Origin of the sequence: Jeongeupia naejangsanensis, from assembly GCF_016865585.1 — a bacterium.
GTDB lineage: Bacteria > Pseudomonadota > Gammaproteobacteria > Burkholderiales > Chitinibacteraceae > Jeongeupia > Jeongeupia naejangsanensis.
Map to the genome: position 1 here is coordinate 80390 of NZ_JAESND010000009.1, position 11920 is coordinate 92309.

Here is an 11920-nt window from a genome sequence, read left to right on the forward strand (position 1 = left end):
CTCAGTCCCGGCGCAGCGCGAACTGGGCGACGCCGATCCGCCCTTCGTCGAAGCCGGCTTCGCAGTAGGCAAGGTAAAGCCGCCAGATGCGGATGAAGGCCTCGTCGAAACCCTGGGCGCGGACCTCGTGCAGCCGGTGCTCGAAGGCCCGGTGCCAGCGGCGCAGCGTTTCGGCGTAGTCGGCGCCGAAGTGCAACTGGTCCTCGCAGCGCAGGCCGCGGCGTGCAGCGGCGGCAACGAAGCGTTGCGGGCTGGGCAGCATGCCGCCCGGAAACACGAACTGCTGGATGAAGTCGCTGCCGGCGCGATAACGCGCGAAGCGGGCCTCGTCGATGGTGATGCTCTGCACCAGTGCCGCGCCGCCGGGCCTGAGCAGACGTTGCAGCGTGGCCATGTAGCCGTCCCAGTAGGCTTCGCCGACGGCTTCGAACATCTCGATCGACACGATGGCGTCGTAGCGGCCGCGCAGGTCGCGGTAGTCGCACAACTCCACGCTGGCGGACGGCAGCCCGGCCAGCCGCGTCTGCGCCAGTGCCAGTTGTTCGCGCGACAGCGTCACGCCGTGCACGGTCAGCCCCCGTTGCGCCGCATGTTCGAGAAAGCCGCCCCAGCCGCATCCGATTTCGAGAATGCGCATGCCGCGCCGCAGCTTCAGTACGTCGATGATGCGCTGGTATTTGGCCGCCTGCGCATGGCCGAGGTCCTGCCGCAGGTCGCCGTCGAACCAGGCGCTCGAATAGGTCTGGCTGTCGTCGAGCCACAGCGCGTAAAAATCGTTGCCCAGATCGTAGTGGGCGTGGATGTTGCGGGCGCTGCCGCGCCGGCTGTTGCGGTGCAGCCAGTGGCGCAGGCGGTGGACGAGGCCGGCGAGCCGGCCGCCGAACAGCGTCCGCGTCAGCACGGCTTCGTTCTGCAGCACCAGCCGCAGCAGGGCGGTCAGGTCGGCGGACGCGAGCCAGCCGTCGCGCAGCGCCTCGGCAAAACCGATGTCGCCGCTGCGCAGGATCCGCGCGCAGGCCCGCCAGTCGTGCAGTTGCAGCTCGGCATGCGGGCCGCCGTCGGGCTGGCCGAAGCGCAGCTGCTGGCCGTCGGGCAGCGTCAGCAGCAGCTGGCCGCGTTGCAGCCGCGGCAGCATGGCGAGCAGCGCGCGGGCGGTGGCCGGCGGCCGGGATGCCGGCAGCGGGATGGCGGAACGGGGCAGGATGGCGCTCATGGTCGGGACTCCGGTTCTGCACTCAGCCGCTGTTCGGGTGGCGCCGGTTTGCGGAAGAACGGCACGCCGCGCAGCCAGAGCTGCAGCGCCTGCCAGTGGATGCGGAAAACGACGCCGAGTGTCAGCAGCGGCTGGCGCAGCAGCGCGCGGCGCAGCGTCGGGGCCTGCCACGGCAGCAGCCGGCCCGAAATCGCCGTGCGGATCAGCGTGCCGTCGCGGTCGTCATGGTCGATGGCGACGCAGCTCAGGCCGTCGCGTTCGGTCACTCGGAAGCGGTAGCCGCCTTCGACGCGGCAGAACGGCGACACGTGCAGGCGCTTGCGGCAGTGCAGCTCGGTGCCGGCGGTGATCACGCCGCCGTCGGGGGCGCCGAGCAGGTAGGCGTGATGCTCGCCGAAGGTGTTGTTGACCTCGGCCAGCAGCGCCCGCAAACCGCCGGCCGCGTCGTGGCAGAACCAGAAACTCACCGGGTTGAACACGTGGCCGAACACGCGCGGAAACGTCTGCAGCCAGACCTCGCCGTCGGCCGGCAGGCCGGCATCGGCAAGCTGGCGGCGGATCCACGGCAGCAGCGGGCTGCCGTCGCGCGGGCCGTAGTCGCGGATGCGCAGCGACAGCGGCCGGCGGGCGTCGATGCCGAACCAGCGGTTGCCGACGGCGTCGAGCTGGCCGAGGTTCAGCCGGATGCAGAACACCGGGTAGACGAAACGGTGGCGCACCGGCCGCAGCCGCGCGTGCATCACGCGGCCGACGAGGACGAAGCCGGCGTTCACAGCTTGGCCCATGGCGGCAGCAGGTCGAAATCGGCGGCGACGCGCAGTGCCGATTTCAGCCCGTCCTCGTGAAAACCGTAGCCGGTCCAGGCGCCGGCGAACCAGGTCCGCCGCTGGCCCTGCAAAGCCGGCAGCATCTGTTGCGCGGCGATCGCCGCAGTATCGAGCAGCGGGTGTTCGTACTCGAAACGCGCCAGCAGCTTCGATTCGGCCGGCCAGCGGGTCGGGTTGAGCGTGACGATCACCGGGGTGTCGAACGGCAGCGGCTGCAGGCGGTTGATCAGATAGCTGACCGACGTCGTCCGGCCCTGTCCGGCATCGACGTCGCCGAGGTAATTCCACGCCGACCAGACGCTGCGGCGCTTGGGCAGCAGCGTGGCATCGGTGTGCAGCAGCGCGGTATTGGGCTGGTAGCGCACCGATGCCAGCACGGCGCGTTCGCGCTCGCTCGCATCGGCCAGCATGCGCAGCGTTTGCGGTGCGTGCGTGGCGAGCACCACGGCATCGAACTGTTCGTTGCCGGCATCGGTATGCAGCTGTACGCCATGCGCGTGCCGGGTGACCGACCACACCGGCGTGTCGAGACGGATGTCGGCGACGGCGGCGGCCAGCCGGCGCACGTATTCGCGCCCGCCGCCGGCCACGGTGCGCCACTGCGGCCGGTTCGACAGCCGCAGCAGCCCGTGGTTGAGGCAGAAGCGCAGGAAGGTCTCGGCCGGAAACTGCAGGATGTCGCGGGTCGAGCTCGACCAGATCGCGCCTGCCATCGGCAGCAGGTAGTCGTCGGCAAAACGCTGGCCGTAGCCGTCGCGCTGCAGCAGTGTCGCCAGTGTCTGGTCCGTTCCGGCCGTGGCCAGCAGCCGGTTTTCGGCCAGCCGGTTGAAGCGCAGGATGTCGCCGAGCATGCGCCAGAAGCCCGGCGACACGAGGTTGCGGTGCTGGGCGAATACCGTGCGCAGGCTGCTGCCGGCCCATTCGAGCCGGCCGTCGTCGACCGAAACGCCGAACGACATGTCCGAGGCGTGCGAGCCGATGCCGAGTTCGTCGAACAGGGCGATCAGGTTGGGATAGGTGTGGTCGTTGAAGACCAGGAAACCGGTATCGACCGGGTGGGTGTGGCCCTCGAGCGTGACGTCGACGGTATTGGTGTGGCCACCCAGCCGCGATCCGGCCTCGAACAGCGTGACGTGATGCTGGCGGGACAGCAGCCAGGCACTGGCAAGGCCGGCAATGCCGGCACCGACGACGGCGATCCTGCTGTGCTGGGCAACGGTAGCGTTCACGGGTTTTCCCCTGCTGGGCCGGAAGGGCTTGGCACCAGTGCGTGCGGTGCTAATATGCAGGTTAGAACCGGAAAGTAAAAAATGCTACTCGTTAGTAAAAGAGAATACCGATGAGTTTATCCGACAGGTTGAGCTTCAAGGATCAGGCCTTCCGGCTGCGCGAGGAGGCCGTGATGGCGGCGACGACGCGTCTCCTGGCGAGCAAGGGTTTCGACCTGATGACGATGGACGACGTCGCGCTCGAGGTCGGCATTTCCAAGCCCAGCCTCTACAAGCATTTCAAGTCCAAGGAAGACCTGGCGACCGAGGCGATGGTGCGGCTGCTCGATGGCGCGCTGGATTTTCTGGCCGGGCAGGATGCCGCGCTGACACCGTTGCAGCGCCTGCAGGACCTGCTGGCGTGGGCATTGCGGGTGCGCCTGCAGGGCGGACTGCCTTTCCTGCCGTCGGGCAGCCCGCAGGTGCGTGCCATGCTGGTGCGCAGCCTGCGTTACGTGACGCGGGTGCTGAAGCTGAACGGCCAGCTCGACCGGATCGTCACGCAGGCCAAACAGCAGGGGGCGCTGCGTGCCGACCTGCCCAACGACGTGATCCTCTACAACTACTATTCGCGCACCTGCGATCCGGCGGTCGAGTACCTGCAGCTCTACGGCAAGTACGACAGCGACGCGATCGTCGCCCACATGCTCAGTGTGGTGTTTGACGGCCTAGCTCCGCCCCGGGCCGACAGCGCGGACGCCGGCTAGAGCGCCAGCACGACCGGGCTGACCGGCATCGCACAGCAGATCAGCGCTTCGCCTTCACGCGGCGTGTAGGCGGGCGGATTCGGATAGCAGACCTCGCCCGAGCGCAGCGGCGTGCTGCAACTGCCGCACAGGCCGGCGCGGCAGCTGTAGGCCGGCGAGAGCCCGCTGGCTTCGGCGGCCTCCAGCAGGGTCTGGCCCGGGTTCCATTCGGTGCTTCGGTCGCTGCGTTCGAACCGGACCGGTTGTGCCACCGTCGGCGCCGGTACCGCTGCGGCAGCGTCGGCTTCGAGCGGCTCGCCCTGACCGAAGAATTCGTAATGGATGCGGTGCTTCGCGATGCCGAGCCCGCGCAGCGCCCAGTAGGTCTGGCGCATGAAGCCGTCCGGGCCGCACAGATAGACATCGTAATCGTCGAGTGGCAGCAGGCTGCGCAGCAGGTCGGCGTCGATCCGGCCGGCGCTGTCGTAATCGTGCCCGAGCCGGTCGGCTTCGTCCGGTTGCGAGTAACGGACGTGAACCCGCAGCTTCGCGTGTTGCGCGGCGCGTTCGCGCAGCATCGCGCCGAACGCGTGTTCTCGCCCGTTGCGCGCGGCGTGGACGAACCAGACCGAACGCGCGCGGTGGCGTTCGCCGCTGGCCGGCGCCAGCGTGTCGAGCATCGCCAGCATCGGCGTGATGCCGACGCCGCCGCTCAGCAGGATGACCGGGCGTGTGCTCGCCGCGTCGAGCACGAACTGGCCGCGGGGCGCCTGTGCGTCGAGCAGGTCGCCCGCCTGCAGTGCATCGTGCAGATGCCGGGAGACCCGGCCTTCGCGTTTGACCGAAATCCGGTACGTCTGGCCGTCGGCCGCCTGCGACAGCGAATATGTCCGCGTCAGCAGCCCCAGGCCCGGCACGTCGATGCGGATCGGCAGGAACTGGCCGGGCTGGTACGGGACGACGCCGAGGCCGTCGGCCGGCTGCAGATGGAAGGACGTGATCGTCCCGCTTTCGCGGACGCGTTGCAGCACCCGCAGCGGCCGGTACCGGTCGGCCAGCTGCATCAGTGCCACCGCTTCGTCGACGGCCTGCCAGTCGCCGGTACCGGCGAGGATCGGCGAGGTTTCCTGCAAGGCCCAGCGCAGCGGCAGGCGGCCGCGCAGCCGCAGCACCCGCTCGACCCGGAAGCGCACCAGCCGCTCGGCGCCGGCAAAAGCGCGCAGCTCGTCACCGTCCCAGACGATCTCGCCACGGCCGGCCAGATACAGCAGGTCGCCGCTGTCGAAGTCGGGGAACAGCAGCCCGGCGCGCGGATTGGCCTGCAGGTTGCCTAGCGTGTTGAAGTGGAAATTGCCGACGAAGTCGGGCCAGACCAGCGTGTTGTCGTCGACGCGGACAAAACCGGGCTTGCCGCCACGGTGCGAGACATCGGCGCCGTCGCGGCCGGTATCGACGCCGGCTTCGGCGAAGTGGGTGGCGATGAAAAAGGTGTCGGCGGCGGCGATCCGGGCGAGTGCCGCTTCATCGAGCACCGTTGCAGACTCCGGTGGCGCCGGTATCGCGTCGGGCTCGACGCGGCGGTATTCGCGTTTCTGGATGTACTGCGGACAGTTGCCGAAGCTCTGCGTCACCGCGACCGAGATGCCGCGCGCATCGGTGTCGGCAACCGTTCCGTTCATCCGGTTGCGCCGGCGGGTTTCCAGCTCGATGCCGAGCAGGCCGACCGGTGCGCCGGCCTGCAGCGCGGTGGCGAGCGGATCGTCGGTCACCGGTCGGGCGTCGAGCCGCAGCGTGCGCGGCTCGGGCGAACGGGCAAAGCCCGGATCACCGACCAGCAGCGTCGCCCACGGCTGGCCGTCGGCATCGACGGCGCCGAGGACGACGAAAGGCAGCTGGGCGAAGAACTCGCGGTGCTGGTCGGGCATGTAGCCGCGAACGACCTGCCGGCCGATCGCCTCGACCTTGTCGCGCACGCCGACGCGCGCCTGTACCGCCTGCTCGCCGGGGTGGAACGGCGAGGACTCGTGCGACCATCCGACCAGGGCCATCGTTGTCTCCTATGCGGTCTGTGCGGCGAGGCCGACCGGCGATTCGATCATCGGGACGAAGCCCGGCAGTGCCTCGATCCGGGCCAGCCAGCTGCGCACTTGCGGGTAATCGGCCAGCGAGACGTCGCCTTCCGGCGCGCGGGCGATATAGCTATAGCAGGCCACGTCGGCGATCGTTGCCTGTTCGCCGGCCAGATAACCCTGTGGCGGCAGTTCGGATTCGATCACCGCGAGCAGTACATGGCTGCGGGCGATCAGCGCCGGCAGGTCCAGCTTGGCGCCGAACAGGTTGACCAGCCGCGCCGATGCCGGGCCGGCGGCGATCTGGCCGGCGGCGACCGACAGCCAGCGCTGCACCCGGGCCGCGCCGAGCGGATCGGCCGGCAGCCAGCGGCCTTCGCCGTAGCGCTGCGCCAGATAGACGAGGATCGCGTTCGAGTCGGCCAGTACGGTGCCGTTGTCGTCGATGACCGGAATCTGGCCGAAGCGGTTCAGCTTCAGGAAATCGGGGCTTTTCTGCTCGCCGCCACGGAGGTCGATGTCGACCAGTTCGTACGGCAGGCCGAGCAGGCCGAGGAACAGTTCGACGCGATGGCTGTGGCCGGACAGCTGGTGGCGGTAGAGACGGATAGGCTGGGCAGGGTGTTGGGTACTCATGATGGTGGCCTCGTTGGGGAGTAGGTGTTATGCATTCTGGATAGGTTCTTCTTCCGGATAAATGTCATCTCGACTATTTAACTACTCCATAATCCGGATCAATCCGGCCGTTCCGGTCATCGGGAAAGCTCATGGACAAATTGCGTGCGATGCAGACTTTCGTCGCCATCGTTGAACACGGCAGCCTCACCCGCGCGGCCCGCGCGCTGGCGTCGTCGCTGCCGGTGGTGGTGCGCACGCTGGCGGCGCTGGAGGAGGCGCTCGGCGTACGGTTGCTGAACCGCACCACCCGCAGGCTGTCGCTGACCGACGAAGGCCGCGCCTATCTGGAGAGCTGCCGCCACATCCTCGGCGCGGTCGACGAAGCCGAGCAGCGCCTGTCCGACCAGCACGATGAACCGAGCGGCCGGCTCGTCGTCACGGCATCGGTGCTTTATGGCCAGATGTACGTTGCGCCGGCGGTCACGGGCTTCCTGCAGGCCCACCCCAAGGTGCAGTGCCGGCTGGTGCTGCTCGACCGCGTCGCCAATCTGATCGAGGAAGGGATCGACGTCGGCATCCGCATCGGCCCGCTCGACGATTCGAACCTGATCGCCCAGCGTGTCGGCGAAATCCACCGCATTGCGGCGGCCAGCCCGGACTATCTGGCCCGGCACCCGGCGCCGCAGCTTCCCGGCGATCTCGTTCACGCCAACTGTATCCGCTTTACCGGCAACGGCCGCACGACCTGGCTGTTCCAGAATCAGGGGCGGTCGCTGAGCGTGCCGATCTCGGGTAACCTGGAGTGCAATCACGGCCTGCCTGCGGTGGATGCCTGCGTGGCCGGCCTCGGCATCGGCCAGTTCCTGTCCTACCAGATCACCGAGCATCTGGCCGCCGGCCGATTGCTGCCGCTGCTGCAGGATTTCCAGCTGCCGCCTCTGCCGGTCCACATCGTCTATCCGCACGCCGGCCTGCTGCCGCACCGGACCCGTCTGTTCATCCAGTGGATGAAGCGGGCGCTGGCGGGCTGACTGCGCGGGTGTGAATTGTCCCGGACACTTTGCCCCGGGGTGATGGGCGGTCTTCCTTGGCGCCCGACAGTTGTGTTCACAACTCGCGTGAACGGTACGTGCCGACAAGCGCGGTGGTTTCACCCTCTTGAAAAACCCCTACCTCGCCCCTACTATTGGCACTCGTTAGCCTCGAGTGCTAAAACCGTCTGTCTAGAACGCGTTGCGTTCGATTTGCGTTACTCATCTTCAGGAGAAGTCAACGATGAAAATCCGTCCTTTGCATGACCGCGTTGTCATCAAGCGTGTCGAAGCCGAAGAAAAAACCGCTTCGGGCATCGTGCTGCCGGGCAACGTCGCCGAAAAGCCGGACATGGGCGAAGTGGTCGCCGTCGGCAACGGCAAGGTCCTGGAAAACGGTTCGGTTCGTCCGCTCGGCCTCGCCGTCGGCGACAAGGTGATCTTCGGCAAGTACAGCGGCCAGACCGTCAAGGTCGACGGCAACGAGCTGCTGGTGATGCGCGAAGAAGACGTGATGGGCGTCGTCGAGCAATAAGCTCCGATCCGCACGGTTCAATCTTTCCCTAAAGAATTCAGGAGTATCTGGAAAATGGCTGCAAAAGAAGTCAAGTTTGGTGATTCCGCCCGTTCGAAGATGGTTGCCGGCGTCAATGTGCTCGCCGACGCGGTCAAGGTGACCCTGGGCCCAAAGGGCCGCAACGTCGTGCTCGAGCGCTCGTTCGGCGCCCCGACCATCACCAAGGACGGTGTGTCGGTTGCCAAGGAAATCGAACTGAAGGACAAGTTCGAGAACATGGGAGCACAGCTCGTCAAGGAAGTGGCGTCGAAGACCAGCGACATCGCCGGTGACGGCACCACCACCGCGACCGTGCTGGCCCAGGGCATCGTCAACGAAGGCCTGAAGTACGTGGCTGCCGGTTTCAACCCGACCGACCTGAAGCGCGGTATCGACAAGGCCGTGATCGCCCTGGTTGAAGAGCTGAAGAAGATCTCCAAGCCGACGACCACCAGCAAGGAAATCGCCCAGGTCGGTTCGATCTCGGCCAACAGCGATGAAGCCATCGGCCAGAAGATCGCAGAAGCGATGGACAAGGTCGGCAAAGAAGGCGTGATCACCATCGAAGACGGCTCGGGTCTGGAAGACGAACTGGCTGTCGTGGAAGGCATGCAGTTCGACCGCGGCTACCTGTCGCCGTACTTCATCAACAACCCGGACAAGCAGATCGCCCTGCTGGACAACCCGTTCGTGCTGCTGTTCGACAAGAAGATCAGCAACATCCGCGATCTGCTGCCGGTGCTCGAGCAAGTCGCCAAGGCTGGCCGTCCGCTGCTGATCATCGCTGAAGACGTCGATGGCGAAGCGCTGGCGACTCTGGTCGTCAACAACATCCGCGGCATCCTCAAGACCGTGGCCGTCAAGGCTCCGGGCTTCGGCGACCGTCGCAAGGCCATGCTCGAAGACATCGCCATCCTCACCGGCGGTACCGTGATCGCCGAAGAAGTCGGCCTGTCGCTGGAAAAGGCAACCCTCGACATGCTCGGCCAGGCCAAGCGTATCGAAGTGGCCAAGGAAAACACCACCATCATCGACGGCGCAGGTCAGGAAGACGCGATCAAGGCACGCGTGTCGACCATCCGTGCACAGATCGAGGAATCGTCGAGCGATTACGACCGTGAAAAGCTGCAGGAACGCGTGGCCAAGCTGGCTGGCGGTGTTGCCGTGATCAAGGTCGGCGCTGCGACCGAAGTCGAAATGAAGGAAAAGAAGGCTCGCGTCGAAGATGCGCTGCACGCTACCCGCGCTGCGGTCGAGGAAGGCATCGTGGCCGGTGGTGGCGTTGCGCTGCTGCGTGCACGCGCCAACCTGGGCGAGCTGAAGGGCATCAACGCCGATCAGGACGCCGGTATCAAGATCGTGCTGAAGGCGATCGAAGCACCGCTGCGCCAGATCGTTGCCAACGCCGGCGACGAGCCGTCGGTGGTCGTGAACCGCGTCGTCGAAGGCACGGGTAACTTCGGTTACAACGCTGCCACCGGCGAATACGGCGATCTGGTCGAGATCGGCGTGCTGGATCCGGCCAAGGTGACCCGTTCGGCGCTGCAACACGCTGCGTCGGTTGCCGGTCTGCTGCTGACGACCGATGCGATGGTCGCCGAGCTGCCGAAGGAAGACGCACCGGCAATGCCGGGCGGCGGCATGGGCGGCATGGGCGGCATGGACTTCTGAGTCCGGCTTTCCCCGCGCGATCCGCAACAAAGAAAACGCCACCTTCGGGTGGCGTTTTTTCGTTGGTCGGTCGGGCTTGGGGCCATGGAAGGGGCTGGTCTAGCGTGGAGAAGGCCGGTACCGCGTACGCGGGATGCGCCGGCCCGGCAGAACACCGGAGATGCGCCATGTCCACCTTGCTCGAATTCCAGCTTCGCGAATGCGTCGGCCCTTATCCGCAAGCCTATCCGGATCAGCTGATCCGGCAGTTTCCACGCATCGCCGATCGCGTCGCCACGTTGTGGGGCAAAGCCGAACTGGATGACTATTTCGACGCGCTGCTGATCGACAGCCGGGGTGACAGGAAGGGCTTTCCGACGCTGATCGGCCGTGAACTGATCGTGCTGTCGCTCATCTATGATCTGGTGCGGTCGAGGCCGCTGCCACAGCCGCCGGCGATCTGGGGGCTGTCGTCCCGGCGCGATTAACGCACCGCAAGCCGCTGCTGGCGGCGTTGCTCGGCTTCCTGCCAGCGTTTCTGCTCGCTGGCGTCGTTCGGCGTGTGGGTCGGGATTTCGAGCGGGCGCTTGTCGTCGCCGAGCGCGACCATGGTGAAATAGCTGCTGTTGGTATGACGCACGGTGCGTGCCCGGATGTCCTCGGCGATCAGTTTGATGCCGATCTCCATCGACGTCCGGCCGGTGTAATTGACGCTGGCGAGGAAGGTGACCAGCTCGCCGACGTGGACCGGCTGCTTGAACGTCACCTGATCGACCGACAGCGTCACGCAGTAGGCGCCGGCGAAGCGGCTGGCGCAGGCATAGGCGGCTTCGTCCATCAGCTTGAGCAGCGCGCCGCCGTGGACGTTGCCGGAGAAATTGGCCATGTCCGGCGTCATCAGCACGGTCATGGTCAACTGGTGGCGGGGCAGGTCGGTCATGGGTTTTCCTTGATGGGCATGAAAAACGCCGGGCGAGCCCGGCGTTGTCGTCTGCAGCGAGCCTGATCAGAGGCCGGCGTGATGCGCCTGCTGATCTGCATGATAGCTCGACCGCACCATGGCGCCGACGGCGGCGTGCTTGAAGCCAAGCTCGTACGCGAGGTTTTCCCACGCCTTGAACTGGTCCGGGTGCACGTAGCGCAGCACCGGCAGATGGCCGTTCGACGGCTGCAGGTACTGGCCGATGGTGATCATGTCGATGTCGTGCGCGCGCATGTCGTGCATGACCTGGACGACTTCCTCGTCGGTTTCACCGAGGCCGACCATGATGCCGGACTTGGTTTTGACGTCCGGATACATCGCCTTGCAGTCTTTCAGCAGCTTGAGCGAATGCAGGTAGTCAGAGCCCGGGCGAGCCTGCTTGTACAGCCGTGGCGCGGTTTCGAGGTTGTGGTTCATCACGTCCGGCAACGCCTGACCGAAGAGGTCGAGCGCCAGCTCGAGCCGGCCGCGGAAGTCCGGTACCAGCACTTCGATCTGGGTATCCGGGCTCTTGGCGCGGGTCAGGCTGATGCAGTCGACGAAGTGCTGGGCACCGCCGTCGCGCAGGTCATCGCGGTCGACCGAGGTGATTACCACGTACTTGAGCTTGAGCGCGGCAATGGTTTCGGCCAGATGCACCGGTTCGTTGGCGTCGAGCGGGTTCGGCCGGCCGTGGCCGACGTCGCAGAACGGGCAGCGGCGGGTGCAGATGTCGCCCATGATCATGAACGTCGCCGTGCCCTTGCCGAAGCACTCGCCGATATTGGGACAGGAGGCTTCTTCGCACACCGTGTGCAGCTTCTGCTCGCGCAGGATCTGCTTGATCTCGCCGAAGCGGCCATTGAGGCTCGGTGCCTGCACGCGGATCCAGTCGGGCTTCTTCAGCTTGGATTCGAGCTGGACCACCTTGATCGGAATGCGGGCGGTCTTGGCTTCGCCCTTGAGCTTGGTGCCGGTGGTAACGGGGGCGTTCTTGGTGTCTTGGGTCATGATCCGTGCCGATCAACCTTGCGGTGAACA

At 66.3% G+C, this 11920-nt stretch carries 12 protein-coding genes; 5 read left to right on the forward strand and 7 right to left on the reverse strand.

Features of this window, described 5'->3' with window-relative positions; translation table 11 throughout:
• Position 1: 1 nt before the first annotated feature.
• Genes JMJ54_RS15615 through JMJ54_RS15625 form a run of 3 tightly spaced genes read right to left on the reverse strand, consistent with a single transcriptional unit; the run spans position 2 to position 3269 of the window.
• The gene (locus JMJ54_RS15615; RefSeq protein ID WP_203539487.1) at positions 2–1213 is read right to left on the reverse strand and encodes an SAM-dependent methyltransferase; all 1212 of its coding nucleotides are present in this window, start codon (positions 1211–1213) and stop codon (positions 2–4) included.
• Complete coding sequence (locus tag JMJ54_RS15620) at positions 1210–1998, reverse strand: DUF1365 domain-containing protein (protein WP_239000131.1); 789 nt, start codon at positions 1996–1998, stop codon at positions 1210–1212. The genes JMJ54_RS15615 and JMJ54_RS15620 overlap by 4 nt, the downstream gene beginning before the upstream one ends.
• Positions 1983–3269 (reverse strand): NAD(P)/FAD-dependent oxidoreductase, encoded by a 1287-nt coding sequence (locus JMJ54_RS15625; protein ID WP_203539488.1) that lies wholly within the window; start codon positions 3267–3269, stop codon positions 1983–1985. Before JMJ54_RS15625 ends, JMJ54_RS15620 begins: the two co-directional genes overlap by 16 nt.
• A 110-nt stretch (positions 3270–3379) precedes the next feature.
• On the opposite strand from JMJ54_RS15625, the gene JMJ54_RS15630 reads away from it, so the two are divergent.
• The gene (locus tag JMJ54_RS15630) at positions 3380–4015 is read left to right on the forward strand and encodes a TetR/AcrR family transcriptional regulator (protein WP_203539489.1); all 636 of its coding nucleotides are present in this window, start codon (positions 3380–3382) and stop codon (positions 4013–4015) included.
• Here the strand turns inward: JMJ54_RS15630 and JMJ54_RS15635 are convergent.
• A complete protein-coding gene (locus JMJ54_RS15635) occupies positions 4012–6042 on the reverse strand; it encodes a pyridoxamine 5'-phosphate oxidase family protein (protein WP_203539490.1) in 2031 nt (676 codons plus the stop codon). The genes JMJ54_RS15630 and JMJ54_RS15635 overlap by 4 nt on opposite strands.
• A gap of 9 nt (positions 6043–6051) precedes the next feature.
• Positions 6052–6699, reverse strand: coding sequence for a glutathione S-transferase family protein (locus JMJ54_RS15640; protein ID WP_203539491.1), 648 nt, complete (start codon positions 6697–6699; stop codon positions 6052–6054).
• A 131-nt stretch (positions 6700–6830) separates the two neighbouring features.
• On the opposite strand from JMJ54_RS15640, the gene JMJ54_RS15645 reads away from it, so the two are divergent.
• The 4 genes from JMJ54_RS15645 to JMJ54_RS15660 all read left to right on the forward strand — a co-directional run bounded on the left by JMJ54_RS15645 (position 6831) and on the right by JMJ54_RS15660 (position 10406).
• On the forward strand, positions 6831–7712 hold the full coding sequence (locus JMJ54_RS15645) for a LysR family transcriptional regulator (RefSeq protein ID WP_203539492.1): 882 nt from the start codon (positions 6831–6833) through the stop codon (positions 7710–7712).
• Between the two features lie 244 nt (positions 7713–7956).
• Positions 7957–8247: a co-chaperone GroES gene (locus tag JMJ54_RS15650; RefSeq protein WP_203539493.1), complete on the forward strand. Its 291-nt coding sequence runs from the start codon at positions 7957–7959 to the stop codon at positions 8245–8247.
• Positions 8248–8301: 54 nt separating this feature from the next.
• Entirely contained in the window at positions 8302–9939 is a 1638-nt protein-coding gene (groL, locus tag JMJ54_RS15655; RefSeq protein ID WP_203539494.1) for a chaperonin GroEL, read from the forward strand.
• A 167-nt stretch (positions 9940–10106) separates the two neighbouring features.
• Positions 10107–10406: a hypothetical protein gene (locus JMJ54_RS15660; RefSeq protein ID WP_203539495.1), complete on the forward strand. Its 300-nt coding sequence runs from the start codon at positions 10107–10109 to the stop codon at positions 10404–10406.
• Here the strand turns inward: JMJ54_RS15660 and JMJ54_RS15665 are convergent.
• Positions 10403–10858 carry an acyl-CoA thioesterase gene (locus JMJ54_RS15665; RefSeq protein WP_203539496.1) on the reverse strand — a complete coding sequence of 152 codons (456 nt, stop codon included), beginning with the start codon at positions 10856–10858 and terminating at the stop codon, positions 10403–10405. The two genes, JMJ54_RS15660 and JMJ54_RS15665, sit on opposite strands and share 4 nt — an antisense overlap.
• Positions 10859–10924: 66 nt before the next feature.
• Positions 10925–11890, reverse strand: coding sequence for a lipoyl synthase (lipA, locus tag JMJ54_RS15670; protein WP_203539497.1), 966 nt, complete (start codon positions 11888–11890; stop codon positions 10925–10927).
• Between the last annotated feature and the right edge of the window lie 30 nt (positions 11891–11920).